This window comes from Paenirhodobacter sp. YD-8 (assembly GCF_056590935.1).
The window spans coordinates 3,065,904-3,091,465 of sequence record NZ_CM152649.1 but is presented as its reverse complement, the minus strand read 5'-3'; the positions used below and the strand labels follow the sequence as shown (position 1 = coordinate 3,091,465).

The following is a 25,562-nucleotide window of genomic DNA, read 5'->3' as shown; positions in this document are numbered from 1 at the left end:
CATGGTGCAAGACGCAATCCTTTCCGTGCGCGGCCTGTGCACCGATTTCAGCGGCGATCGCGGCAATGTCCGGGTGCTGGACGAGCTGTCTTTCGACGTCGGCCGGGGCCGCATCGTCGGGCTGGTGGGCGAAAGCGGCTCGGGCAAGAGCATGACGGCGCTGTCGCTGATGGGGCTTGTGCCGCAGCCACAGGGCCGGGTGAGCGCCCAGTCGATCCTGCTTGACGGCACCGATCTGTCGAAGCTGGGGCCAGCCGGTCTGCGCGACATTCGCGGCCGCGACATCGCGATGGTGTTCCAGGAACCGATGACCAGCCTGAACCCGGTTCGCAAGGTCTGGGAGCAGGTGGGCGAGCCGCTGGCAATCCATCAGGGGCTGGGCCGCCGCGCCATTCGCGCGCGGGTGCTCGAGATGTTCGAGCTGGTCGGCATCCCCGAACCGAAGACGCGGCTCGATGCCTATCCGCACCAGTTGTCGGGCGGGCTGCGCCAACGCGCGATGATTGCCATGGGGCTGATCTGCGAGCCGAAGCTGCTGATCGCCGATGAGCCGACGACGGCGCTCGATGTGACGACCCAGGCACAGATCCTGCGGCTGATGCGCGAGCTGCGTGACCGGGTGGGCACGTCGATCATCATGATCACGCATGATCTGGGGATCATCGCCGAGATGTGCGACGAGGTGAACGTGATGTATGCGGGGCAGATCGTCGAGCAGGCCGATGTGTTCGACCTCTTCGAGCGGCCCTCGCATCCCTATACCCGCGGGCTCTTGGCCTCGATCCCGCGCGCGACCGAGCCGCGGGTGGCGCGGCGGATGCCGTCGATCCCCGGCATGGTGCCGAACTTGGCCAAGCTGCCGCCGGGATGCCGCTTCAGCCCGCGCTGTGGCGAAGCGATGCCGCGCTGCCAGCGTGCGCCCGACCTGATTGCGCTCGGGCAGGATCATGCCGCGCGCTGCTGGCTGCACAGCCCGCAGGATGCCCAGCCGAAGGGGGAAACGCCATGACGACCGACACCGGCTCTGACATCCTGCTCTCGACCCGCGACCTGACCAAGCATTACCAGGTCGGCGGCGGGTTCGCCAACGGCTCGCCCCGTGTGGTGCGTGCGGTCGACGGCATCACGCTCGACATCCGCGCCCGCGAGACCTTCGCGCTGGTGGGGGAATCCGGCTGTGGCAAGACCACGCTCGGTCGGGTGATGCTGCGGTTGCAGGAACCCACCTCGGGTTCGATCGCCTATCGCGGCACCGAACTGACCGGACTTGACGAGACCGCGATGCGGGCCCTGCGCAAGAAGCTGCAGATCGTGTTCCAGGACCCCTATGCCTCGCTGAACCCGCGGATGCGGATCGGGCAGATTCTCGCCGAACCGCTGCGCAGCCATGGTTACGGCACGCCCGACGAGATTCGCGACCGCTGTGTCGAGCTGCTGGAGATGGTGGGCCTGCGCAAACAGTATCTGCGCAATTATCCGCACCAGTTCTCCGGCGGTCAGCGTCAGCGCATCGGCATCGCGCGGGCGCTGGCGAACAAGCCCGATTTCGTGGTCTGCGATGAAAGTGTCTCGGCGCTTGACGTGTCGATCCAGGCGCAGGTGCTGAACCTGCTCGCCGATCTGCAGGATCAGCTGAAGCTGACCTATTTCTTCATCACCCACGATCTTGCTGTGGTGCGCCAGTTCGCGGATCGGGTGGGGGTGATGTTCCTCGGCCGTCTGGTCGAGGTCGGCACCACCGAGGAGCTGTTCGCCCAGCCCCTGCATCCCTATACGATGCTGCTGATGTCCGCCGTGCCGCGCCCCGATCCGCGCGCGCGCGGCGGCGAGCGCCCGATGATGCAGGGCGAGATCCCGAGCCCGATGAACCTGCCTTCGGGCTGTCGGTTCCACACCCGCTGCCCCTTCGCCCGCGACATCTGCCGGGCGGAGGACCCGGCCTTGCAGGAGCGTGCCGGCCGCGCCGTGGCCTGCCATTTTCCGTTGGACGGCTGAGAGGAAGACATGGATCTGATCGTGACCCGGCAGGGGGATATCTGGCAGGCACGCTTTGGCGATCGCATCTGGCGCTCCGCGGTGGGGCGCAGTGGCATCGCCGAGAAGCGCGCCGAAGGCGACGGGGTGAGCCCGATCGGCTGCTGGCCGATCCGTCGCGTGCTCTATCGCGCCGACAAGCTCGGCGCCGCGCCGGTCTCGGTCTTTCCGACCGCGGCCATCGCCGCCGATGACGGCTGGTGCGACGCGCCCGATCACCCCGATTACAACCGCCCGGTGAAGCTGCCCTTCGAGGCCAGCCACGAGGAGCTGTGGCGTCGCGATGATCTCTACGACATCGTCGTCGTGCTGGGGCAGAACGACGATCCGGTGGTGCCCGGCGCGGGCAGTGCGATCTTCCTGCATGTGGCAAGCCCGGGCTATGGCGCCACCGCCGGTTGCGCGGCCCTGAGCCGCGATGACCTGCTGGACTTCCTGGCCCTGGCACGGCCCGACACCAGGCTCTGTTTCCGCGCGGCGGAATAGCTCGTCACGGGACGAGCGATCGGACAGACCGCAAACCGCGGGGGAACGGATGAGCGAAGTTGACATCTCGGCGCTCGAAGGTGCGCTTGATCTGCTGCCCGACCAGTATCGCGGCCCTGCCGGGGTGGCCGGTGTCGTCCATCGCGGGCGCGTGATCGCCCGGCGCGCCTGGGGCTATGCCGACACCGCGGCGCGCGTGCCGATGACCTCGGCGCGGCGGATGCCGATCTGCTCGATCTCGAAACAGATGACCTGCGCGCTGCTTCTGGATCTGTTTCCCGATCCCGAGGTGCTGGCACCGCGTCTTCCCGAGCTGCTGCCGCGGTTCCGTGGACCCCTGCCGACCATTGCCCAGCTGTGCCACAACCAGTCCGGTCTGCGCGACTACTGGGCGCTGACCGTTCTGCACGGCGCGGCCCCCGAGGGGCGGTTCACTGCGGCCGATGGGGTGGCATTGCTGGCGCAGGCGCAGGACGGGCAGTTCCCGCCGGGGGCGCATTTCTCCTATTCGAACGGCAATTTCCGCCTGCTCGCCGAGTTGATCTGCCGCGCCACCGGGCGCGATTTCGGCGACCTGCTGGACGAGCGCATCTTCCGGCCCGCCGGCATGCCGACGGCCTGCCTCGCGCCTGACATGGCCAAGCGCCTTGATGGCGTGATCGGCTACGAAGGCAATGACGAGGTGGGCTTCGTGCCGGCCGAGAGCGCGCTGACCTGGTTCGGGGATTCGGGGGTTTCCGCCTCGCTCGACGACATGCTGGCCTGGGAACGGCACATCGATGCCACGCGCGACGATGCGATGGGACTGTACAATCGGATCTCTGCCCCCGTCACCTTTGCCGATGGCACGGCCGCTCCCTATGGCTATGGCCTGCGCCGCTATCATCATCTCGGCCAGGCTCTGACGGCACATGGTGGCGGGGTGCGGGGCTTCTGCTCCTATCGGCTGCATGTGGCGGCAGAACGGCTCTCGGTCGTGGTGATCTTTAACCATGAGGCCAGCGCGATGCGCGCGGCCGAAGGGCTGATGGCCGCCGCGCTGGGCGCGCCGGCCCCCGCCGCCGCCCTGCCCGGGGCCGGTTGGGACGGGCTCTGGCTCGACCGTGACCGTGATCTGTTCCTGCGCACCCGCGATGTGCCGGCAGGGGTGCGGCTGCAATATGCCGTCTCGCCGGTCCTGCTGCGCCCTGTGGGGGAGACCCGCGCCGAAGCGCCGGGCCTCGTGCTGCAGCGCGAGGGCGATCATCTGGTGATGGAGCGCCGGGGGGAGAACCTGACTGTCCGCGCCGAGCGGCTGGAACCGCTTGCGCGGGCAGATGCAACGGAAATCGCCGGGCGCTACCGGTCCGACGGGCTCGGCGCCACGCTGGACATCGAGGCGCGCGACGGAGCGGCCCATATCGGCTTCGACGGGATGCTGGGGGCCGGTCCGATGGAGCGCATGTATCCGTTGGCGCGCGATGTGTGGACGGTGACCAGCCGCCGCGCGATGGATGCCGCCCCGCCCGGGGAATGGACGCTGCACATCCGTCGCGACGACGCGGGCCGCGTGACAGGGCTGAGCCTCGGCTGCTGGCTGGCGCGCGGCATTCTCTATCGCCGGCTCGGCAGTCCCTGAGCGGGGGCCGCCCGATACCGTGCCGGGGCGGCATCTGTCTTGCCAGGTCCACGATGAGCACCGCGTCGCCCGAGCGCCAGCGCAGGCGGGGGCTGCGCCGTCGGGGCCGGCGATGACGGGCCGCCCGCCGAACGTCAACTCCCCCTCGTCCCCTGCGAGATTGGCCTGGGCCACCACGACGTCATTTCCATGGGCGCGTGCGGGGACGGGACGTCGCCGGACATGTTCGAACCCGACCGGGATGACGGTGGGCGTCGGGATCATCCGTGCCTCCGCCGACGCGGCTGCCGCCAGCGGCATACAAAGTGCCGAAAAAACGGCCTCGATCCGCCCTTTCGTCGGCGGCGTCTGACAGAGTGTCCGCTTCCCTTCTGTCCTCCGGAAAACGTATAGTTCTTCATATAGTTACGCCATTTTGGCCAACAGGAAGCCCGATCTGCCATGAATGTTGAGAAGCCCGTCACCGCCTTCGGCCCAGACTTTCCCTTCGCCTATGACGACTGGCTGACCCACCCCGCGGGGCTTGGTCACATTCCGGCCGAGAGGTATGGCCAGCCCGTGGCGGTGATCGGTGCGGGGGCGGCGGGGATCATTGCCGGGCACGAGTTGATGAAGATGGGGCTGCGGCCCGAGATCTACGAATCCGCCAAATTCGGCGGGCGGCTGCGTTCCGAGCCCTTCGAGGGCGCCGAGTCGGTGATCGCGGAACTGGGCGGGATGCGCTTCCCGGTCTCGTCGCGCGCCTTCTATCATTATGTCGACAGGCTCGGGATGGAAAGCCGGCCTTTCCCGAACCCGTTGACGCCGGCGGCCGGGTCGACGGTGATCGATCTGGAAGGTGAGACACATTTCGCCCGGCAGGCCGATGATCTGCCCCACCTCTATCAGGAGGTGGCAGAGGCCTATCGCGCCGCGCTCGAGGAACATGCCGATTTCGCCGCATTGACGCAGGCGGTGCGGGCGCGTGACGCGGCGCGGATCAAAGAGCTCTGGGATCCGATCGTCGAGAAATGGGACGAGCGCACCTTCTACGACTTTGTCACCTCATCGCAGGCGTTCCGAAACCTGAGTTTCCGCCACCGCGAGGTGTTTGGCCAAGTCGGGTTCGGCACCGGCGGCTGGGACAGCGATTTTCCGAATTCGATGCTCGAGATCCTGCGTGTCAACCTGCTGGAACTTGATGACCATCAGCGTTTCATCGTCGGCGGGGTGGAGACGGTGCTGCACCGGCTCTGGCGCGAGGTGGTGCCCTGCGTGCACTGGCCCGAAGGCACGTCGCTCGCGGCGCTGAACGGCGGGGCGACGCTCGGGCGGGCCGTCCGGATCGCACGCAATGCGCAGGGCGGGCTGACGGTGACCGATCTCTGGGGGGTGGCACGCGACTATGCCGCGGTTCTGGTCACCTGCCAGAGCCACCTTTTGACCACCTCGGTCGAGGTGGACGAGGCGCTGTTCGACCAGAAGCTGTGGATGGCGCTCGATCGCACCCGCTACATGCAGGCCGCCAAGACCTTCGTGATGGTCGATCGGCCGTTCTGGAACGATCTCGGCCCCGACGGGCGCCCGCTGCTGTCGATGACGCTGACCGATCGCAACACGCGCGGCACCTATTTCTTCGACAATGGCCCGGACCAGCCCGCGGTGATCTGCCTGTCCTACAGCTGGATGACCGATGCGCTGAAGCTGTTGCCCTACGGCCCGGAGAAGCGCGTGGAACTGGCGCTTGCGGCGCTGGAGCGGATCTATCCCGGCGTCGATATCCGCAGCCACATCCGCGGCAATCCGATCTGCGTCAGCTGGGAGGCGGACGAGAATTTCCTCGGGGCCTTCAAGGGGGCGCTGCCCGGTCACTATCGCTACAATCTCCGGATGTATGGTCATTTCATGCAGGCGGGGTTCCCCGAGCAGCAACGCGGCATCTTCCTGGCAGGCGACGGCATCAGCTGGACCCCGGCCTGGGTCGAGGGCGCGGTGCAGACGGCGCTGAACGCGGTCTGGGGCATCATGACCCATCTGGGCGGTGCTTGCGCCGCCGACAATCCGGGGCCCGGCGATCGCTGGGCGGATCTCGGCCCGGTGCGCTTGCCGGAGTGAGAAGCGGGCGGATCTCCGAAACGCCGCGCCGGCCTGCCGCAGTATCGAACGGCGGGTCTGGATCGCGGGGGGGGGGACGGAGGTTTGCCGCCGGCCGCGCCTGCGCCCTCGGCGCGGTCCCCCCGCGTTTCACAAGGCCGATCAGACGACGGTGTCGCGCAATTGGGCTGTCAGATACGGCAAGCGGTGCGACACGCGACGTGACCGCATCGAGACCATGTTCGGCCGCCTGAAGGATTGGAAGGCGGGGGCGACCCGATACGACCGCCGCCCGGAAACGTTCTCTTCCGCGATCGTGCTCGCTGCAATTGTCTTCTTCTGACGGTGACCCGGAACGAGGTCCGAGCCTGCTCTGCCCCGCCGACCGGGCGGGGGGACGCTCAGGCCGGCGCGGTCGAGCCGCGCACGATCAGCTCGCCCGCCAGCACCACCCGCCGCGGCCGCATCTTGGCCGAGCCGATCCGGGCGAGCAGCGCCTGCATCGCCTCGCGGCCGAAATCCTCGACCGGCTGGCGGATCACCGTGATGCCCGGATCGACGAGGTCGGTCCAGACCTCGTCGTCGAAGCCCGCGATCGCCAATTGGCCCGGGATTGCGATCCGGCGCTCGTGGCACAGCTTCAGTGCGGCGCGCACGAACAGACCGTTCGACAGGATCAGCGCATCGGGCATCTCGCGCTCGAGCAGTTCCGCAAGCGCCGCGTGTCCGGCATCGAAGCTCGGCAGCGAGAGCGCGCTGCGCACCGGCAGGCCGTGACGCTCGAGCGCCGCCTCGACCTCGGCGCGCCGCTCCATGCCGGTGGCGGAGGTCGAGCCGAACAGCCCGGCGATCCGTCGCCGGCCCGAGGCCACCAGATGATCGACCAGCTCGGCCGAGGCGCGGGCATTGTCGAGCACGACGCTGTCGAAATCGGTCTCGGGCATGGCGCGGTCGACCAGCACCACGGGCCGGTCCACGCGGGCCAGCGCGGCGGGCGAGAGATGGCGCGTCGGCGTCATGATCAGCCCGCTCACCCGTTCCTCGGCCATCAGTTCGAGATACATCGCCTCGCGCGCCGGGTCCTCGTCGGTGTTGCACAGCAGCACCCGCATGCCCGCGGCATAGGCGGCATCCTCGACCGCCCGGCTGAGCTGGGTGAAGAACGGGTTGCGGATGTCGGCGACGATCAGCCCGACCGCCATCGAGCGCTGCGAGCGCAGCTGTCGCGCGGCAAGGTTCGGTCGGTAGCCGGTGGCGGCAACGGCCGATTCGACCCGGTGCAGCACCTCGGCGCTGACCGGCCCCTTGCCGAGGGCGCGAGAGACGGTCGAGGTCGAAACCCCCGCGGCCCGCGCGACATCCTTGATGCTGACGCTCATGTCACTGCAAACGTTTCCAGTTTCTGGCTGCGCGGAACATGCCATGTTTTCAGTGATTTCGCAATGAAATAGCGCGGGTATGTGGAGGGCCTTCGCGGGTGCAGCGGAAAATATTGTGGGAACGTTCCCACAGACGTGTTAATGTGCCGTCACGCAGTGGCTGGAGGAGCGCCAATGTCCCTTTCCCATGATCCCGGGCTTTTGCCCCGCGAATTGATCCGTCTGGATGCGAAGGTCGCCGACAAGGCCGACGCGCTGCGACAGGCGGCGGCGCTTCTGGCGGCCGCGGGCTGCACGCGGCCGGGTTTCGAGGCCAGTATGGCCAAGCGCGAGGCGGCGGCGGACACCTTCCTTGGCCGTGGCATCGCGATCCCGCATGGCATGCTCGACGAGCGCGATCTCATCCAGCGCGACGGCATCGCCGTGCTGCAGGTCCGCGACGGCGTGCGCTGGAACGAGGGGCAGACGGCGCAGCTGGTGGTGGCGATCGCGGCGCGCTCGGACGCACATATCGGCATCCTGCGCCGGCTGACCCGGCTGATGCAGGACGTGCCGCGGCTTGAACGCCTGTCCCGCACCGAGACTGCCGACGAGATCATCGCGGCACTCGCGGGCGACGAGGGCACGGCGCCGGCCGCCGCCCCGGCGACCGACCTCGGGCAGAGCTTCGACTGGGTGCTCGACTATCCCTCGGGGCTGCACGCGCGCCCGGCGACCGAATGGGCCGAGACGGCGCGGCGCTTCTCGTCGCGCATCCGCGTGCGCCACGGGGCCGAGGCGGCGGACGCACGCAACATGCTGTCGCTGCTGCAGCTCGGGCTGAAGGCGGGCGATGCGCTGACCTTCTCGGCCGAGGGGCCGGATGCGGCCGATGCGCTCTCGACCCTGCGCATCGTCGTCGCGGGCCTGTCGGCGCGCGAGAAGGCGCAGGCCGCACAGGCCGAGGCGAAGCGGGCCGCGGCGCAGGCGGCGGGTGGCTGGCAGCCGGTTCACGCCCCCGATGTCGACGACCCGCGGGTGATCGACGGGGTGTCGGCCGCGCCGGGGCTGGCGATCGGGCGGCTCCATCGGCTCGAGACCGGGCCGACCGAGATCCCCGATGCCGAGCCCGGCAAGCCCGAGGATCTGGCCCGCGCCGCCGACCGTTTGCATGCGGCACTTGCCCGGGCCCGTGAACAGCTGCGCGCGCTCGCCGATGACACCGCCCGCCGTCTGGGCGAGGCCGACGCCGGCATCTTCCGCGCCCAGGCCGAACTGCTGGGCGATCCGGCGCTGGTGATCCATGCCTCGCAATCCCTCGTCGACGGCCATGGCCTTGCCTGGTCGTGGAACCGCGCGATCGAGGAGGCGGCCGAGCCGATGCGCCGGTCTGGCAATGCGATCCTCGCCGGCCGCGCCGCCGATCTGCGCGATGTGGGGCAGCGGGTGCTTGCCCTGATCGATCCGGTGCTGGCGCGTCCGACCCCGGCCGAGCTGCCCGAAGGCACGATCCTGATCGCCGACGACCTGACGCCCACCGACACCGCCGGGCTCGACCCCGCGCGGGTCCGTGGCCTGGTGACCGCGCAGGGCGGGCCGACCTCGCACAGCGCGATCCTTGCGCGCACGCTCGGCCTGCCGGCGGTGGTCGGCGCGGGCGCGGCGCTGTCGCGGCTGACCGATGGTGCCGAGGCGATCGTCGACGGCACCGGCGGGCGGCTCTATCTCGAGCCCTCCGAGGCGGATCTGGCCTCGGCCCGCGCCTGGATCGCGGCCGAGGAGGGGCGGCGCGAGCTGGATGCCGCCGCCCGCGCGCTGCCGGCGGCCACCACCGACGGTCACCGCATCGAGATCGGCGCGAACATCAACCTGGCCGAACAGGCGCCCTTCGCGCTTGCCCAAGGGGCCGAGGGCGTCGGGCTGATGCGCACCGAGTTCCTGTTCCTCGAACGCGCCGAAAGCCCGACCGAGGAAGACCAGTATCAGGCCTATAGCGCGATGGCCGAGGCGATGGGGGACCGGCCGCTCGTCATCCGCGCGCTCGACATCGGCGGCGACAAGCAGGTCTCCTATCTGGACCTGCCGCGCGAGGAGAACCCCTTCCTCGGCGTGCGCGGCGCGCGGCTTTTGTTGCGCCGGCCGGAACTGCTGGTGCCGCAGCTGCGCGCGCTCTACCGCGCGGCGCGCGATGGCGCCCGGATCTCGGTGATGTTCCCGATGATCACCTCTGAACCCGAGCTGATCGCGCTGCGCGAGACGGCGGGGCGGATCCGCGCCGAGATGAAGGCGCCCGAGATCCCGCTTGGCATCATGATCGAGGTGCCCTCGGCGGCGCTCTTGGCCGACCGGCTGGCGCGGCATGCCGATTTCTTCTCGATCGGCACCAATGACCTGACGCAATACACGCTGGCGATCGACCGGCAGAACCCGGTGCTGGCGCCCGAGGCGGACAGCCTGCACCCCGCGGTGCTGGCGCTGATCGCGGCGACGGTGAAGGGCGCGCATGCGCATGGCCGCTGGGTCGGCGTCTGCGGCGGCATCGCGGGCGATCCCTTCGGGGCGGGGCTGCTGGCCGGCCTTGGCGTCGACGAGCTGTCGATGACGCCGCGCGACATCCCGGCGGTGAAGGCGCGGCTGCGCGGTGCGGCGCTGCCCGCGCTGCAGGCGCTGGCCGAACGGGCGCTGGCGATGACCGACGCCGATCAGGTGCGCGCGCTCGCCCTTGATCCGCAGGTGGCGTCATGAGCGCCGCCGACCTTCACACCGCCGACCTTCACACCGTCGCGCTGAACCCGGCCGTCGATCTGACCGTGGGGCTTTCGCAGCTGGTGCCGGGCGAGGTCGCCCGCGCCCGCTCGGCCCGCCACGACCCGGGCGGCAAGGGGGTGAACGTCGCCTCCTGCCTCGCGGACTGGGGCGCGCGGGTCGCCATTCATGGCCTCCTTGGTGCCGAAAATGCCGCGCGCTTCGAGAAGCTTTTCGCCTCGAAGGGGATTGCCGACCGCATGGTGCGGCTCGCGGAACCCACGCGCACCAACATCAAGCTGCTGGAGGAGGGCGGGCGCACCACCGACGTCAACCTGCCGGGCTTTTCCGCCTCGGCGCGCGATCTGGCGGCGGTGGCCGACAGCCTTGCGGATGTGGGTGCGGGCGCGCTTGTCGCGATCTCGGGCAGCCAGCCGCCGGGGCTTGACGATGACGCCTCGGCGCGGCTTGCGGGCGGGCTTGCCCGGCGCGGCGCGCGGGTGATGCTCGATGTCTCGGGCGCGCCGCTGCGCGCGGCGCTGGCGCTGCCCGCCGATGCCGCCCCCTTCGCGATCAAGCCGAACCGGCACGAACTCGAGGAGTGCCTCGGCCGGCCTCTGGCCGTGCGCGCCGATCTGGTCGCCGCGGCGCGGTGGCTGCTTGATCGCGGCATTGCGCTCGTCGTCGTGTCGCTGGGCACCGAGGGGGCGATCTTCGTCGGTCGGGATGTGGCCGTCCACGCTGCCCCGGTCGCGCTTTCGCACGGATCGACCGTGGGGGCGGGCGACGCGATGGTGGCGGGGATCGTCTCGGCGCTGGCCGAGGGGCTGACGCTCGACCGGCTGGCACAGCGCGCCACCGCCTTTTCGGTGGGCAAGCTGCGCAACGCCGGGCCCCACCTGCCCGAAAGGACCGAGCTGCGCTCGCTTGCCAGCGCCGTGCCGGTGCGCCCGCTTTCGGCGTGGCTCGCCGAGGGCTGAGCGGGATTGCGGCCGGGGAGGGAGACCCGGCCGGACGAAAAGGGCGCACCGCCCACGGGCGGTCGCCGATGCGGGAGGCCCGGGCCCCGATGGGGCCGGGCGGAGAAGACACTGGAGGACAGGAGGAAGAAATGTCCGATATCGTGGCCGTGATCGGCGCCGAGACCCTGGCGACGCACGGGATGCTGGCGCGCGAAGCGCTGAAGAAGGCCGCGGCCGGGCTGGGCCGCGCGATCCGGATCGAGCTGCACATGCCCGAGGGCGTGAGCGACCCGCTCGACGCCGCGACGGTGGCGGGTGCGGCGAAGGTGCTGCTGGTGGGCGAGCTGCCGCCCGATCCGCGCTTCGAGGGCAAGCAGGTGCTGCGCGCGACGCTGCAGGAGGTGCTCGATGCGCCGGCTGCGGTGCTCGGCCGGCTCGAGGGCGCTGCATCGGCGCCGGGCATCGGCGCCGGGCTGAAGATCGTCGCGATCACCTCGTGCCCGACCGGCATCGCGCATACCTTCATGGCGGCCGAGGGGCTGCAGCAGGGCGCGAAGGAAATCGGCGCCGAGATCCGGGTCGAGACCCAGGGCTCGGTCGGTTCGGAAGACGCGCTGACGGCGGCGGAGATTGCCGCGGCGGACCTCGTGGTGATCGCCGCCGACCGCCAGGTCGAGCTGAGCCGCTTTGCCGGCAAGCGGGTGTTCCAGTCGCAGACGAAACCCGCGATCAATGACGGCGCCGGGCTGATCCGCCGCGCCATCGCCGAGGCCGCGGTGTTGAGGGCCGGGCAAGACGACGCCCCCGCCGAGGCGCAAAGCGGTGCCGCTCCGGCGAAGGCCGGCGGTGCGGCGGGTGTCTACAAGCACCTGATGACCGGTGTGTCCTTCATGCTGCCCTTCGTCGTGGCGGGCGGCATCCTGATCGCCATCGCCTTCGCGCTTGGCGGCATCTATGTCTATGACGACGCGCATCAGGGCACGCTGGGCTGGACGCTGTTCCAGATCGGCGCGAAGGGGGCCTTCACGCTGATGGTGCCGGCGCTCGCTGGCTATATCGCCTTCTCGATCGCCGACCGGCCCGGCATCGCGCCCGGCATGACCGGCGGCGTGATCGCCGGCACGATCGGCGCGGGCTTCATCGGCGGCATCCTCGCGGGCTTCATCGCCGGCTATGCGGTGCTGTGGCTGAACCGGGCGATCAAGCTGCCGAAGACGCTGCAGGGGCTGAAACCCGTGCTGATCCTGCCGCTTCTGGGGGTCTCGATCACCGGCTTGCTGATGTTCTATGTGATCGGCAAGCCGACGGCGGAACTCCTGGCCGCGCTCACCGCCTGGCTGCAGGGGATGCAGGGCGCGCAGGCGGCGGTTCTTGGCGCGCTGCTCGGTGGGATGATGGCCGTCGACATGGGCGGGCCGATCAACAAGGCGGCCTATGCCTTCGGCACCACGCTGATCGCCGCGAACGTGACCGAGCCGATGGCTGCGGTGATGTGCGCCGGCATGACGCCGCCGCTTGCGCTCTCGATCGCGACGAAGCTCTTTGCCAACCGCTTCACCCCCGAGGAACGCGAGGCGGGCAATGCGGCCTTCGTGCTGGGCCTGTCCTTCGTCACCGAAGGCGCGATCCCCTTCGCCGCGCGCGACCCGTTCCGGGTGATCCCCTCGCTGATCGCGGGCTCGGCGGTGGCCGGTGCGATCTGCATGGCGATGGGGGTTCAGCTCAAGGTGCCCCATGGCGGCATCTTCGTGCTGCCGATCCCGAACGCGGTGGGCAACCTGCCGGGCTTCGTGATCGCGATGCTGGCGGGCACGGCGGTCTCGGTCATCGCGCTGCGGATCGTCAAGCCGCGGCTTGCGGCGGCGGCTGCCTCCGCCCAGCTGAAGGCCGCCTGAGCGCGGCCCTCGGACAGGTCCTCCCCGGTCGCCCGGGCGTCTTGCGCGGATCGCGTGCAGGGCGTCCGGGCGGCGCCGTTTGCGCCCCCCGGGATGTCAGGCCCGGATGGGCTCAGGCGTTGAACAGGAAGTGCAGCACGTCGCCGTCCTGAACTTCGTAGGTCTTGCCCTCGACGCGGAACTTGCCCGCCTCCTTGGCGCCGGTCTCGCCCTTGTATTTCACGTAATCCTCATAGGCCACGGTCTCGGCGCGGATGAAGCCGCGCTCGAAATCGCCGTGGATGACGCCCGCCGCCTGCGGCGCAAGCGTGCCCTTGCGGATCGTCCAGGCGCGGGCCTCCTTCGGGCCGACGGTGAAATAGGTCTCGAGGCCCAGAAGCTGATAGCCCGCCCGGATCAGACGGTCGAGGCCGGCCTCGTGCAACCCGAGCTCCTCGAGGAACATCGTCGCTTCCTCGTCGTCGAGCTGGCTGATCTCTTCCTCGATCTTGGCCGAGATCACCACCGAGGCGGCGCCCTGTTCCTGCGCCATCTGCGCCACCTTCTCGGACAGCGCGTTGCCGGTGGCGGCCTGCGCCTCCTCGACGTTGCAGACATAAAGGACCGGCTTCGCCGTCAGCAGCTGCAGCATGTTCCAGGCCTTGCGATCATCCTCGACGATCTTGACGGTGCGCGCGGGCAGGCCCTTTTCGAGGACCTCCTTCGCGGCCAGCATCAGGCGCGCGTCTTCCTTCGCCTGCTTGTCGCCGGCGTTGATCTTGCGCGAAAGGTTCGCGAGCCGCTTCTCGAGGCTCTCGAGGTCGGCGATCATCAGCTCGGTCTCGATCGTCTCGGCATCGGCGATCGGATCGACGCGGCCCTCGACATGGGTCACATCGCCATCCTCGAAGCAGCGCAGCACATGGGCGATGGCATCGACCTCGCGGATGTTCGCGAGGAACTGGTTGCCAAGGCCCTCGCCCTTCGAGGCGCCCTTCACGAGGCCCGCGATGTCGACGAAGGTCATCCGGGTCGGAATGAGCTGCTTCGAGCCGGCGATCGCGGCCAGCGCCTCGAGCCGCGCGTCGGGCACCGCGACCTCGCCCACGTTCGGCTCGATCGTGCAGAAGGGGAAGTTCGCCGCCTGCGCCGCGGCGGTCTTGGTGAGCGCGTTGAACAGCGTCGACTTGCCCACGTTCGGGAGCCCGACGATCCCCATCTTGAAGCCCATGATCTTGCCCTCTCGCTCATCCGCTGTTGCGCGCCTCTTACGCGGGCGCGCGTTGCATGGCAAGCCGCGCCCCTTTCGGCATTGATTTTCCCGCATCCATGCCGCAAACCCGGGCGGACAGAGCAGGGGACCGCACATGACTCGCATCGATGCCAGATTTGCCGCGCTGAAGGCCGAGGGGAAGAAGGCCTTCGTCGCCTATATCATGGCGGGAGACCCGGACATCGAGACCTCGCTCGCGGTGATGAAGGGGATGCCCGCGGCGGGCGTCGACGTGATCGAGCTCGGCATGCCGTTCACCGATCCGATGGCGGACGGCCCGACGATCCAGCTTGCCGGTCAGCGCGCGCTGGATGGCGGCCAGACCCTGCAGAAGACGCTCGACATGGTGGCCGAGTTCCGCAAGACCGACGACGTCACGCCGATCGTGATGATGGGCTATTACAACCCGATCTATAACCGCGGCAGCGAAAAGTTCGTGGCCGATGCGCTGAAGGCCGGCGTCGACGGGCTGATCGTCGTCGACCTGCCGCCCGAGGAAGATGCGGAACTCTGCATCCCGGCGAAGAACGCGGGGCTGAACTTCATCCGTCTCGCGACGCCGACGACCGATGACAAGCGCCTGCCGAAGGTGCTGCAGAACACCTCGGGCTTTGTCTATTACGTCTCGGTCACCGGCATCACCGGCAGCCAGGCGGCGCAGGCGGGCGATGTCGGCCCCGAAGTGGCGCGGATCAAGGCCTCGACCGATCTGCCGGTGGTGGTGGGCTTCGGCATCTCGACGCCGGAGGCCGCGCGCACCATCGCGGGCGTCGCCGACGGCTGTGTCGTCGGCTCGGCGATCGTGAAGCTGGTGGGCGAGGGCAAGTCCCCGGCCGAGGTTCTGGCCCGCGTGGCCGAGCTTGCCGCGGGCGCGCATTCGGCCTGAGGGTGTTCCGGGCCCTGCGCAGGGGGGCCGTCTGCCCCCCTCTGCCTTCGGCATTCACCCCCCGAAGGTATTTTCGGCAAGGAGAAAGCCGGGCGGGAGAGTCGGGGCTTTCCGGTGGATTGATCTTTCCCGCTTGAATTGGTAAGGCGACATTACCAGAAGCGGAGGTTTTCCCATGGCCGTCATCACCTGCATCGCCGATCTGAAGGAGCTGCACCGCAAGCGCACGCCGAAGATGTTCTTCGACTATTGCGAGAGCGGCTCCTACACCGAACAGACCTTCCGCGAGAATATCTCGGATTTCGCGCAGGTCCGGCTGCGGCAGAAGGTGGCCGTGGACATGTCGGGGCGCAGCACCGAAAGCGCGATGATCGGCCAGAAGGTGGCGATGCCGGTGGCGCTGGCCCCGGTCGGGATGACCGGCATGCAGCGCGCCGATGGCGAGATCAAGGCGGCGCGGGCGGCGGCGAAATTCGGCGTGCCCTTCACCCTCTCGACGATGTCGATCTGCTCGATCGAGGATGTGGCGGCGCAGTCGCCGGCGCCGTTCTGGTTCCAGCTTTACGTGATGCGCGACGAGGACTTCGTCGACGCGATCATCGAGCGGGCGAAGAAGGCGGGCTGTTCGGCGCTGGTGCTGACGCTCGATCTTCAGATCCTCGGGCAGCGTCACAAGGATCTGAAGAACGGCCTGTCGGCGCCGCCGAAGCTGACCCTGCCCAACATCGTCAACATGGCGACGAAGGTGCAGTGGGGGCTCGAGATGCTGGGCACGCCGCGGCGCTTCTTCGGCAATATCGTCGGCCACGCGAAGGGGGTGAATGACCCGTCCTCGCTGATGACCTGGACCGCCGAGCAGTTCGACCCCAAGCTCGACTGGTCGAAGATCGCGCGGATTCGGGACCAATGGGGCGGCAAGCTGATCCTGAAGGGGATCCTCGATGCCGAGGACGCGCGGATGGCGGCCGATTTCGGCGCCGATGCGATCGTGGTGTCGAACCACGGCGGCCGGCAGCTCGATGGCGCGCTGTCGACGATCCGCATGCTGCCCTCGATCCTCGCCGCGGTCGGCGACAGGACCGAGGTCTTCCTCGACAGCGGCATCCGCTCGGGGCAGGACGTGCTGAAGGCGCTTGCGCTTGGCGCGACCGGCACGATGATCGGCCGGGCCTTCATCTATGGTCTCGGCGCCATGGGCGAGGCGGGGGTGACCACGGCGCTCGAGATCATCCGCAAGGAGCTCGATACCTCGATGGCGCTGTGCGGGGAGCGCGACGTGAAGGCCCTGCGGCGCGAGAACCTGCTGGTGCCCGAGGGCTTCTTCGACAGCTACGCCTGAGCGAGCCGCTTCTCGAAGAAGACATCGGGGTAGGGATCGTCGTTGAAGCGCGCGATCTCGGTCCAGCCGGTGGCACGGTAGAGCGCGATGGCCTCGGGCAGGGCGCTGTTGGTGTCGAGCCGCAGTAGCGCGATGCCGAGACCCTGCGCCGCCGTCTCGGCGCCGTCCATCAGCCGGCGGGCCAGGCCGAGCCCGCGCGCCGCCGGGGCCACCCAGAGCCGCTTGATCTCGGCATAGCCCGCATCGGTGCCCTTCAGCCCGACGCAGCCGAGCGGCAGCCCGTCCGACATCGCGACGAGGAAGGCGCCGCGGGGCGCCATCATCGCCTCGGCCTGCGGGTCGCAGGAGAGCGAGACGTCGAAGCTGTGCGGCAGGCGCGCGGCCAGCTCGGCGTAATAGGCCTGCAGGCAGCGGAGCGCCTCGGGGCTGCGCGGGTCGCAGACCTCGAGCGTGATCCGGTCGCGCCCGAGCGCCGAACCGATCAGGTCCATCGCGGCGAGCAGTGCCCCGGGATCGGGGTGAGTGGCAAGGATGCCTGCGGCCTGGGCGTCCGACAGCCGCTCGTATTCGGCGAATTCCGCGGCGCCGGCCGGGGTCAGGTGCACCACCCGGCGGCGGCTGTCCTGCGCGTCGGCGGCGGTCGCGACCAGCCCCTCGGCCTCGAGCCCGCGCAGGAGCCGGCTCATCAGCCCCGAATCGAGGCCGAGATAGGCGCGGATCTCGCCCAGATCGCTGCGGCCCTGACCGATCGCGTTCAGCACCCGCGCCGCGCCAAGCGGCCGGCCGCGGTCGAGGAACGAGGTGTTGAGCGCGCCGACGGCACGGGTGATGGCGCGGTTGAAGCGGCGCACGCGGGCGACGGCATCGGGTGGGGGCAGGTTTGCGGGCATGATGTCTGACCTTTGTCCGGTATTTTACCTGACTTATGTCAGATGAATTCCGCATGCAATCCCCGCCCGTGCGGGGCCGGGGGCGGGGCCGGTGTCGCGGGCCACTTTTGCCTTGCCAAATTGGGCTTTTCGGCTTATCCGCACCGCCTCATGGGCCGGCACCCTTGGAGGCGGCCCGAAACGCCAGATGTAAGGAATTCCCAAATGGCTAAAGAGATCGAAACGATCGAAGCCGTCGTGCGCACGGGGACGGGCAAGGGGGCCGCTCGCGCTGCACGTCGTCAGGGCATGGTGCCCGGCATCGTCTACGGTGACGGCAAGGAGCCGGTCGCTCTGAACTTCGACTACAACAAGCTGCTGACCCGCCTGCGCAAGGGCCGCTTCATGTCGACCCTCTTCAACCTGAAGGTTGAAGGTCAGGAAGACGTGCGGGTGATCTGCCGCGGCGTGCAGAAGGATGTGGTCAAGGATCTGCCGACCCACATCGACTTCATGCGCACCCACCGTGCCTCGCGCATCAACCTGTTCATCCACGTGAACTTCGACAACGCCGAGGCCGCGCCGGGCCTGAAGCGTGGCGGCACCCTGACCGTCGTGCGTCCGGAAGTCGAACTCGAGGTGCTGGCCGGTGACATCCCGGATCACATCACCGTCGACCTGACCGGCAAGCTGATCGGTGACGTCATCCACATCAATGACATCGCGCTGCCGGAAGGCTGCAAGCCGACCGTCGATCGCAACTTCGTCGTCGCCAACATCGCGGCGCCGTCGGGGCTGATCTCGGCCGAAGCCGCGGAAGGCGAAGCCGAAGCCTGATTTCGGCTCACATGCTTTGCACGAACGCCGGGCCCTGTGCCCGGCGTTTCGCATTTCCGGGGGGCGGATCTCCAAATCCGACGGTTTTTCTTTCCCTGAAAACCCTGATGAAATCAGTCAACTAATTGGAATCATTCGATTTTTCTTGACGGCAGCGAGTCGGGGACGTAGTTTGCCTTCAGACAGCCAGCCAGCCTTGATGCCCGCCAGCCATCCGCGACCTGCAATCCAGCAAGCCAAGGAGGCGATCATGGCGCATCAATCCTGCAACGCCTGCGTGTTCTACGAAGACCACGTGGCAAACTCCCCCAGCCAGCTCGACGACGGCGGTCTGTGCCGCGCGAATCCGCCTGTGACCCAGAAGGATGACGACAGCCGCGGCCTGTGGCCGGTGGTGAAGCCGAACGACTGGTGCGGCAAGTTCACCAACCTCTTCGCCGCCGAGTGACGGCAGCGCAGGCGGCCCCTCGGGGGCCGTGCGACGGGGCGGCCCTCACGGGGCCGCCCCGTGCCGTCTGGGCCAGAGGGTCAGGCGGCGGGGCCGGTGGCGAAGGCAAAGCCCTCGAACTCCCAGCCCAGGATCCCGCCCAGCATGATCTTCACCGGCCGGCCGAGCCGCGCCAGCGCCAGCGCCGCCTGTTCGGCCGCGTTGCAATGCGGGCCCGAGCAGTAGACGACGAAAAGCGTGTCCGCGGGCCAGTCGGCCAGCCGCTCGGCCGTCAGCTGCCGGTGCGGCAGGAAGATCGCGCCCGGCACATGGCGGCGGGCATAGGTCTCGGGCGTGCCCATCACATGCAGCAGCACGAAGCCCGGATCGGGCAGGGCCATCGCGTCATGCACGTCGTGGCAATCGGTGTGCAGCGCGCATTGCTGCGCAAGCGGCGCGATCAGGCTTTCGGGCGCAGGGGCGGGGCGGGCAAGAACGGGGTTCATCGGGCTCTCCTTCTCTCGATGACCGGATCTTGGCAGCCGGCACCCGCGCGCGTAAGCTGGCAGCATGACAACGATCGCGCAGATCCTGCCAAACCTTGCCCTGCCGCCGATCGCCAACCCGCGCGTCGCGGTGCTGGCCTATGACGGGCTGTGCACCTTCGAGTTCGGCATCGCGACCGAGATCTTCGGCCTTCCCCGCCCCGAGATGGGGCCGAACTGGTATCGCTGTGCGACCGCCGCGGCCGATCCCGGGCCGATGCGGGCCGAGGGGGGGCTGCGCATCGGCTGCGATGGCGGGTTGGAGCTTCTGGCGGAGGCCGGGCTGATCGTGGTGCCGGGCTGGCGCGGCCTTGACGCACCGGTGCCCGAGGCGCTGATCGCGGCGTTGCGGGCGGCGCATGCGCGGGGGGCGCGGCTCGCCTCGATCTGCTCGGGCGCCTTCGTGCTGGCCGCCACGGGGCTGCTCGATGGCCGGCGGGCGGTGACGCACTGGCGCTATGCCGAGGCGCTGGCGGCGCGCTTTCCGGCGGTGCGGGTGGATCCCGATGTTCTGTTCGTCGACGAGGGGCAGATCCTGACCTCGGCGGGCTCGGCCGCGGGGATGGACCTTGGCCTGCATATCGTGCGCCGTGATTTCGGGGCCGAGGCCGCGAACCTTGTGGCGCGGCGCCTGGTCATGCCGGCCTCGCGCGAGGGCGGGCAGGCGCAGTTCCTGCTGCGCCCGGTGCCGCGGGCGGGGGAGGGAGGGCGACTGGCACCGATCCTCGAGGCGCTGACGCGGGATCTGGCCGAAACCCCGCCGGCGCGGGCGCTGGCGGCGCGGGCGGGGATGTCGGAGCGCACCTTCCTGCGCCGCTTTGCCGAGGCGACGGGCACCACCCCCGCGCGCTATCAGGCACAGGCGCGGCTGGCGCGGGCGGCAGAGCTTTTGGAGACCTCGGAGGCGCCGCTCGAGGCGGTCGCGGAGGCGGCGGGCTTCGGCTCGGCCGCGGTGCTGCGCCGCGCCTTCCACGCCCGCTATGGGCTCTCGCCCGGGGCGTGGCGGCGGCAGTTCGGTCGCGCCCTCAGGTGAGGAAGAGCACCAGCCCCGGCACCAGCGTCAGAATCGCGATGCGGATCGCGTCGGCGACGATGAACGGGCCGAGGCCGCGGAAGATCGTGCCAAGCGCCACGTCCGGCACCACCGAGCGCAGCACGAAGGCGTTCAGCCCGACCGGCGGGGTGATGTAGGAAATCTCCGTCACCACCACCACGAAGATGCCGAACCAGATCAGGTCGAACCCCTGCGCCGCGACGATCGGGTAGAACACCGGCACTGTCAGCATGATCATCGACAGGCTCTCGAACACGCAGCCGAGCACCAGATAGATCAGCAGGATCAGGAAGATCACCCCCCAGCGGTTGCCGCCGAAGGCCTCGAGAAAGGCCTGGATGTCGCGGGTCATGCCGGAGAGATTGACATAGTTCGAGAAGGTCAGCGCGCCGAACAGGATGAAGAACATCATCGCCGTCGTCTTCATCGTGTCATAGAGCACGTCGAGCAGCGCGCCCCAGCTGAAGCGCCGCGACAGGATCGTCAGAAGCAGGGCCCCGCCCGCGCCCATGCCCGCGCTTTCGGTGGGGGTGAAGACGCCCAGATAGATCCCGCCCATCACATAGACGAAGAGCAGCAGCGCCCCGGCCGTGCCCTTCAGTGCCAGGATGCGGTCCCTGAGCGGCAGCTTCGGCTCGACCGGCAGATCGTCCTTGCCCGTGGCCACGGAAAAGCGCACCGCCATCGCATAGCCGAAGATGCCGAGAAGGCCGGGGATGATGCCGGCGAGGAAGAGCTTGCCGATGTCCTGCTGTGTCATGATCCCGTAGAAGACGAGGATCACCGAGGGCGGGATCAGGATGCCGAGCGTGCCGCCTGCCGCGATCGAGGCGGTGGAGAGCCGGTCGGGATAGCCGAAGCGCCGCATCGAAGGGAGCGCGATGCGCGTCATCGTCGCCGCCGTCGCCATCGACGAGCCGCAGACCGAGCTGAAGGCGCCGCAGGCGATCACCGTCGCCGTCGCGAGGCCGCCCTTGCGGTGGCGCAGCCAGGCATAGGCGGCGTTGTAAAGCTCGCTTGCGATGCCCGACTGCACCACGAAATTGCCCATCATCAGGAAGAGCGGCAGCACCGACAGCGAATAGTCGCGGCCATTGTCGAAGAAGGTCGAGCCGAGCAGTGCCATCGCCGGCGCCCAGCCGATGATCGAGATCGTGCCGACCAGCCCCACCGCGGTCAGCGCAAAGGCGATCGGCACGCCGCCCAGAAGCAGCACGAGGAGGACCGCGATGCCAAGCTGCCAATGTTCCATCATGTCCCCGTCACTTGCGACGCAGGCCGCGCAGCGCGGCGTAAAGGGTGAAGACCGCGCCGAGGGCGCAGCAGGCCGCGGCCAGATAGCCCAGCGGCGCGATCGGCAGGCGCAGCGAGTTCGTCGCCCCGCCATAGCCCGCGATCTGCCCGGCATAGACCCAGATCCGCCAGCTGACGACAGACAGCATCGCCGCCGAGACCAGCGCCGTCAGCAGCTCGCGCCAGGGCTGGAGGCGGGACGGCAGATGCTCGGTCACGATGTCGACGGTGACGTGGTCGCGGTCGAGGCTGACCGCCGGCAGGCCGAGGAAGATCACCGCGGCGAGCATCATCTCGGTCAGCTCGGTCGCGCCGGTGATCGGCGCGCCGAGCAGGTAGCGGCCCAGCACGTCGGCGACGGTCAGCCCCATCATCGCCAGCAGCATCGCGCCGCAGATCGCGGCGAGTGCAAGCCGCGCGCGGGTGCGGCGCACCGGCGCGGGCTCGGGGTGGCGGCCCGAGGACGGGTCGGTCTCGGGGGTGCGGAGGAAGACCTCCGCCGCCTTGTCGCTCACTTCGCCGCCTCTTCCTTGGCGATCTCGTCCTTCAGCATCGCCTCGGCGGCCGTCGCGTCGATCCCGGCCGAGGCGGCCTCGGCGAGCTTGGCGTCGACGAGCGGCTGCAGCGCGGTCTTCCAGGCGGCGATCTGTGCCTCGGTCGCGGGTTCGATCGCGATCTTGCCGGCCATCGCCTCGCGGCCGAGCGCATCCTGGCGGTCCCACATCTGCCCGGCGAGCCGCGCCAGCGCCTCGCCGGTGACGCTGTCGATCTGCGCCTGTTCCTCGGGCGTCAGGCTGTCCCATTTCGCCTTGTTCATCACGATGTAGAACGAGGTGTTGAAGAGCCCGCCCGGCACTGCCACCGCCTTCTTCAGCTGCGGGATCAGCTTGAAATAGTTCACCGATTCATAGGGGAAGGTGATGCCGTCGGCGACGCCCTGGCTGAGCAGCTCATAGGCCTTGGACGACGGCCCCTCGACCGGCGCCGCTCCAAGCGCCGAGACGATCTCGTGCACGATGCCGCCGCCGACGCGGATCTTCTTGCCCTGCAGGAAGTCGGGCGAGGAGACGTCGCCATCCTTCATGAAGATCTCGCCCGGGCCGTGGCTGAACACGGCGAGCACCTTGACCTGGTCATATTCGCCGGCGGGCTTGAGGAGTTTTTCCCACACCCGCCAGTAGGCGACCGAGACGTCCTCGGCGCTTTCGCCGAGGAACGGCAGCTCGACCACGTTCGTGGTCTTGAACCGGCCGGGGTTGTAGCCCTGCACGCCGAAGGTGATGTCGGCGACGCCGTTCACCGCAAAGTCGAAATGCGCGCCGGGCGGCCCGAGGGGCGCGGGCAGGATCGTCGCCTTCACCGCGCCATGCGTCGCCTCGGCGATCTTCTCGCTCATCGGTACGATCACCTCCGACACCAGCGGATGCGACGGCGGCAGCCAGTTCGCCACGGTCAGCGTGGTCTCGGCGCCGGCCGGTGCTGCCAGCGCCAGAAGGATCGCGGTGCCGGTGGAGAGAAGATGTCGTGCCATTGGGTCAGCTCCCTGCTGCGTGAGGCCGGATCTGCGGCGCGGAGGGGGAGCCCCGGGACACGTCCGGCATGGTCTTCGGCTCAAGTGTTAGAGCATGAAACCGCAAGGGTCCATGCCGCGGATGCGGCCGGGGCGGGGCTGTGTCCTTTGTGCGGCATTGCACATTCGGGGCGCCGATCGTGCCCTTGCATCGGACGATGAGAGGCTTCATGAAAGGCGCATGAGGCGCGGCCCGCAGCGGCGGCACTGGAGGAGAGCGAGGCGGACCCCGCGGCCGAAATTCGGGCGGCCGGGAGGGAGCACGCAGAGGCATCTTCGGCAGATCGCGGATCCGGAACGGACCCTGCGCCCGGTGACGGGCAGCGGCTTTTCGGCCGCAGGGCGCCCCTGTCGCGGCAACGGAAATGGCCCCCGGGGCGCGCGGGGGCGGCGCAGAGGAGCGCGGCGGAACCGGCCCCGGCCGGGACGACCGCGGAAAGGAAGCTGGATGAAGGGTGCGCTGAAACCGGAGGCCGCGGCAGAGCGGATTCCCGACGGTTCGAGCCTGCTGATCGGCGGGTTCATGGGGGTGGGCACGCCCGAGCGGATGATCGACGCGCTGGTGGCGCGGCAGGCCCGCGAACTGACGGTGATCGCCAATGACACGGCACACCCCGGGCGCGGCATCGGCAAGCTGATTACCGCGGGCGCGGTGCGCCGCGTCGTCACCTCGCACATCGGGCTGAACCCCGAGACCCAGGCAAAGATGCTGGCGGGCGAGATCGCGGTCGAGCTTGTGCCGCAGGGCACGCTGATCGAGCGGATCCGCTCGGGGGGCGCGGGGCTTGGCGGGGTGCTGACGCCCACCGGGCTCGGCACCGAGGTCGAGGAGGGCAAGCGGGTGATCGAGATCGAGGGCAAGCGCTTCCTGCTCGAGCTGCCGATCACCGCCGATTTCGCCCTGATCGGCGCGCATCAGGCCGATTACATCGGCAACCTGACCTATTCCCTGACCGCGCATAACTTCAACCCGATCATCGCGCTTGCCGGTCGGGTGGTGATCGCCGAGGCGGAACATTACCTGCCGGTGGGCGCGATCCCCCCGGATGCCGTGAAGACGCCCGGCGTGCTGGTCGATCACCTGCTGATGCGCGGCTGAGGAGGAACACAGATGAACGCGAAGGAATTGATCGCGCGGCGCATCGCGCGGGAAATCGCGCCCGGGGCGCTCGTCAACCTGGGCATCGGCCTGCCGAGCCTGGTGGCGCGCTATGTGCCGGCCGAACGGGGCGTGTTCTTCCAGGCGGAGAACGGGGTGATCGGGCTCGGTGGCCTGCCGCCCGAGGGCCTCGAGAACCCGAGCCTGACCGACGCCGGGGCGGGCTTTGTCGCGCTGGTGCCGGGGGCGGCCTCGATCGACAGCGCGATGAGCTTTGCGCTGATCCGTGGCGGCCATGTCGATGCCACGGTGCTCGGCGGGCTGCAGGTCGACGAGGCGGGGCATCTGGCGAACTGGATGGTGCCGGGCAAGATGGTGCCGGGCATGGGCGGGGCGATGGACCTGGCCACCGGCGCCGCGCGGGTGATCGTCGGCATGCAGCATTCGGCCAAGGGCGAGTCGAAGATCGTGCGGCGCTGCACGCTGCCGCTGACCACGCTGCGCCGGGTCGATCTGGTGGTGACGGAACTTGCGGTGATCGAACCGACGGACGCGGGGCTGGTTCTGCGCGAACGCGCGCCGGGCGTTTCGGTCGAGGCGGTGCTGGCCGAGACCGAGGCGGCGCTGATCGTGCCGGACGAGGTGCCCGAGATGGTTCTTGCCTGAGGCCTGCCCGGGGCCGGGGGCGCGGCGGGACGCCGGCTTGCCCCCGCCCGCCCGGCGTGCTTTGCTTGTGGCGAAACAGAGGAAGACCCCGATGCGCGCCCTGATGCTGATCGCCCCGCTCGCCCTTGCCGCCTGCCTGCCGCCTGCCGCCGAGCGCGTGCCGACGCCCGCCGAGGATTACGCGAGCTATTGCGCGGGCTGTCACGGCAATGGCCGCGATCCGGGCCCGATCGCCCAGGAGCTGAAGCTGAACCCGACGCCGCTTGCCGATCTGACCACGCTGAACGAGGGCGTCTTCCCCGAGGCGCGGGTGATGTCGAAGATCGTCGGCTACAAGCAGCACGGCGAGATGGTCGGCGCGCAGGCGGGCGACATGCCCCCGTTCGAGGCGCTGGCCGAGGGCCAGGTGGTGCTTTACGACAGCGGCGACGGCATCCCGACGCCCACGCCGCTGCGGCTGGTCAAGCTGATGGAATACATCAAGGCGATGGAGAAGTGAGGCTTGCCTCGCGGCCGCTCCGGCGCAATGCTTCGCACCGCATTGCATCGGAGAG

At 69.2% G+C, this 25,562-nt stretch carries 23 protein-coding genes and 1 pseudogene; 17 read left to right on the top strand and 7 right to left on the bottom strand.

The window, feature by feature from the left end:
* Position 1: 1 nt before the first annotated feature.
* From AC0QTQ_RS15005 to AC0QTQ_RS14980, 6 genes and pseudogenes are all read left to right on the top strand, one after another.
* A complete protein-coding gene (locus tag AC0QTQ_RS15005) occupies positions 2 to 1,009 on the top strand; it encodes an ABC transporter ATP-binding protein (RefSeq protein ID WP_113901816.1) in 1,008 nt (335 codons plus the stop codon).
* The gene (locus AC0QTQ_RS15000; RefSeq protein ID WP_480257233.1) at positions 1,006 to 1,995 is read left to right on the top strand and encodes an ABC transporter ATP-binding protein; all 990 of its coding nucleotides are present in this window, start codon (positions 1,006 to 1,008) and stop codon (positions 1,993 to 1,995) included. Before AC0QTQ_RS15005 ends, AC0QTQ_RS15000 begins: the two co-directional genes overlap by 4 nt.
* 9 nt (positions 1,996 to 2,004) lie before the next feature.
* Positions 2,005 to 2,520 carry a L,D-transpeptidase family protein gene (locus AC0QTQ_RS14995; protein ID WP_113901818.1) on the top strand — a complete coding sequence of 172 codons (516 nt, stop codon included), beginning with the start codon at positions 2,005 to 2,007 and terminating at the stop codon, positions 2,518 to 2,520.
* A 49-nt stretch (positions 2,521 to 2,569) separates the two neighbouring features.
* Entirely contained in the window at positions 2,570 to 4,138 is a 1,569-nt protein-coding gene (locus AC0QTQ_RS14990) for a D-aminopeptidase (RefSeq protein ID WP_480257232.1), read from the top strand.
* 441 nt (positions 4,139 to 4,579) lie between these two features.
* Complete coding sequence (locus AC0QTQ_RS14985; protein WP_480257231.1) at positions 4,580 to 6,232, top strand: flavin monoamine oxidase family protein; 1,653 nt, start codon at positions 4,580 to 4,582, stop codon at positions 6,230 to 6,232.
* Between the two features lie 154 nt (positions 6,233 to 6,386).
* Positions 6,387 to 6,554, top strand: a pseudogene (locus AC0QTQ_RS14980) (IS5/IS1182 family transposase); the annotation flags it as partial.
* Between the two features lie 58 nt (positions 6,555 to 6,612).
* Here AC0QTQ_RS14980 and AC0QTQ_RS14975 read toward each other — a convergent pair.
* Positions 6,613 to 7,590, bottom strand: a complete 978-nt coding sequence (locus AC0QTQ_RS14975) for a LacI family DNA-binding transcriptional regulator (protein ID WP_480257230.1) — start codon at positions 7,588 to 7,590, stop codon at positions 6,613 to 6,615.
* 174 nt (positions 7,591 to 7,764) lie between these two features.
* Here AC0QTQ_RS14975 and ptsP point away from each other — a divergent pair, with 174 nt between their 5' ends.
* The 3 genes from ptsP to AC0QTQ_RS14960 all read left to right on the top strand — a co-directional run bounded on the left by ptsP (position 7,765) and on the right by AC0QTQ_RS14960 (position 13,171).
* On the top strand, positions 7,765 to 10,314 hold the full coding sequence (gene ptsP, locus AC0QTQ_RS14970; RefSeq protein ID WP_480257229.1) for a phosphoenolpyruvate--protein phosphotransferase: 2,550 nt from the start codon (positions 7,765 to 7,767) through the stop codon (positions 10,312 to 10,314).
* Positions 10,311 to 11,294 (top strand): 1-phosphofructokinase family hexose kinase, encoded by a 984-nt coding sequence (locus AC0QTQ_RS14965; RefSeq protein WP_480257228.1) that lies wholly within the window; start codon positions 10,311 to 10,313, stop codon positions 11,292 to 11,294. The genes ptsP and AC0QTQ_RS14965 overlap by 4 nt, the downstream gene beginning before the upstream one ends.
* Before the next feature lie 131 nt (positions 11,295 to 11,425).
* Positions 11,426 to 13,171, top strand: coding sequence for a fructose-specific PTS transporter subunit EIIC (locus AC0QTQ_RS14960; protein ID WP_480257227.1), 1,746 nt, complete (start codon positions 11,426 to 11,428; stop codon positions 13,169 to 13,171).
* 112 nt (positions 13,172 to 13,283) lie between these two features.
* Here AC0QTQ_RS14960 and ychF read toward each other — a convergent pair whose 3' ends face one another.
* Entirely contained in the window at positions 13,284 to 14,381 is a 1,098-nt protein-coding gene (gene ychF / locus AC0QTQ_RS14955) for a redox-regulated ATPase YchF (protein ID WP_480257226.1), read from the bottom strand.
* A 136-nt stretch (positions 14,382 to 14,517) separates the two neighbouring features.
* On the opposite strand from ychF, the gene trpA reads away from it, so the two are divergent.
* Together trpA and AC0QTQ_RS14945 are read left to right on the top strand one after the other, a co-directional pair.
* Positions 14,518 to 15,309, top strand: coding sequence for a tryptophan synthase subunit alpha (gene trpA, locus AC0QTQ_RS14950; protein WP_121532718.1), 792 nt, complete (start codon positions 14,518 to 14,520; stop codon positions 15,307 to 15,309).
* Between the two features lie 175 nt (positions 15,310 to 15,484).
* Positions 15,485 to 16,648 carry an alpha-hydroxy acid oxidase gene (locus AC0QTQ_RS14945; RefSeq protein WP_121532720.1) on the top strand — a complete coding sequence of 388 codons (1,164 nt, stop codon included), beginning with the start codon at positions 15,485 to 15,487 and terminating at the stop codon, positions 16,646 to 16,648.
* On the opposite strand, the gene AC0QTQ_RS14940 is transcribed toward AC0QTQ_RS14945, so the two are convergent.
* Positions 16,639 to 17,538, bottom strand: a complete 900-nt coding sequence (locus AC0QTQ_RS14940; protein WP_480257225.1) for a bifunctional helix-turn-helix transcriptional regulator/GNAT family N-acetyltransferase — start codon at positions 17,536 to 17,538, stop codon at positions 16,639 to 16,641. The two genes, AC0QTQ_RS14945 and AC0QTQ_RS14940, sit on opposite strands and share 10 nt — an antisense overlap.
* A 204-nt stretch (positions 17,539 to 17,742) precedes the next feature.
* On the opposite strand from AC0QTQ_RS14940, the gene AC0QTQ_RS14935 reads away from it, so the two are divergent.
* Both AC0QTQ_RS14935 and AC0QTQ_RS14930 read left to right on the top strand, forming a co-directional pair.
* Complete coding sequence (locus AC0QTQ_RS14935) at positions 17,743 to 18,354, top strand: 50S ribosomal protein L25/general stress protein Ctc (RefSeq protein WP_121532724.1); 612 nt, start codon at positions 17,743 to 17,745, stop codon at positions 18,352 to 18,354.
* Positions 18,355 to 18,604: 250 nt separating this feature from the next.
* Positions 18,605 to 18,802, top strand: coding sequence for a hypothetical protein (locus tag AC0QTQ_RS14930; RefSeq protein ID WP_128149281.1), 198 nt, complete (start codon positions 18,605 to 18,607; stop codon positions 18,800 to 18,802).
* Between the two features lie 80 nt (positions 18,803 to 18,882).
* Here AC0QTQ_RS14930 and AC0QTQ_RS14925 read toward each other — a convergent pair whose 3' ends face one another.
* Entirely contained in the window at positions 18,883 to 19,287 is a 405-nt protein-coding gene (locus AC0QTQ_RS14925; RefSeq protein ID WP_480257224.1) for a rhodanese-like domain-containing protein, read from the bottom strand.
* Positions 19,288 to 19,351: 64 nt separating this feature from the next.
* Between AC0QTQ_RS14925 and ftrA the strand changes: the two genes are divergently transcribed.
* On the top strand, positions 19,352 to 20,359 hold the full coding sequence (gene ftrA, locus AC0QTQ_RS14920) for a transcriptional regulator FtrA (RefSeq protein WP_480257223.1): 1,008 nt from the start codon (positions 19,352 to 19,354) through the stop codon (positions 20,357 to 20,359).
* On the opposite strand, the gene AC0QTQ_RS14915 is transcribed toward ftrA, so the two are convergent.
* The 3 genes from AC0QTQ_RS14915 to AC0QTQ_RS14905 are packed head-to-tail and all read right to left on the bottom strand — an operon-like array spanning position 20,352 to position 23,204.
* Complete coding sequence (locus AC0QTQ_RS14915; protein ID WP_480257222.1) at positions 20,352 to 21,632, bottom strand: TRAP transporter large permease; 1,281 nt, start codon at positions 21,630 to 21,632, stop codon at positions 20,352 to 20,354. The genes ftrA and AC0QTQ_RS14915 overlap by 8 nt on opposite strands.
* Positions 21,633 to 21,642: 10 nt before the next feature.
* On the bottom strand, positions 21,643 to 22,188 hold the full coding sequence (locus AC0QTQ_RS14910; protein WP_480257221.1) for a TRAP transporter small permease: 546 nt from the start codon (positions 22,186 to 22,188) through the stop codon (positions 21,643 to 21,645).
* The gene (locus AC0QTQ_RS14905; RefSeq protein WP_480257220.1) at positions 22,185 to 23,204 is read right to left on the bottom strand and encodes a TRAP transporter substrate-binding protein; all 1,020 of its coding nucleotides are present in this window, start codon (positions 23,202 to 23,204) and stop codon (positions 22,185 to 22,187) included. Before AC0QTQ_RS14905 ends, AC0QTQ_RS14910 begins: the two co-directional genes overlap by 4 nt.
* 487 nt (positions 23,205 to 23,691) lie before the next feature.
* On the opposite strand from AC0QTQ_RS14905, the gene AC0QTQ_RS14900 reads away from it, so the two are divergent.
* From AC0QTQ_RS14900 to AC0QTQ_RS14890, 3 genes are all read left to right on the top strand, one after another.
* Positions 23,692 to 24,342 carry a 3-oxoacid CoA-transferase subunit A gene (locus AC0QTQ_RS14900; RefSeq protein ID WP_480257219.1) on the top strand — a complete coding sequence of 217 codons (651 nt, stop codon included), beginning with the start codon at positions 23,692 to 23,694 and terminating at the stop codon, positions 24,340 to 24,342.
* Between the two features lie 12 nt (positions 24,343 to 24,354).
* Positions 24,355 to 25,008: a 3-oxoacid CoA-transferase subunit B gene (locus AC0QTQ_RS14895; protein WP_480257218.1), complete on the top strand. Its 654-nt coding sequence runs from the start codon at positions 24,355 to 24,357 to the stop codon at positions 25,006 to 25,008.
* A 91-nt stretch (positions 25,009 to 25,099) separates the two neighbouring features.
* Complete coding sequence (locus AC0QTQ_RS14890) at positions 25,100 to 25,507, top strand: cytochrome C (RefSeq protein ID WP_480257217.1); 408 nt, start codon at positions 25,100 to 25,102, stop codon at positions 25,505 to 25,507.
* Positions 25,508 to 25,562: the final 55 nt, after the last annotated feature.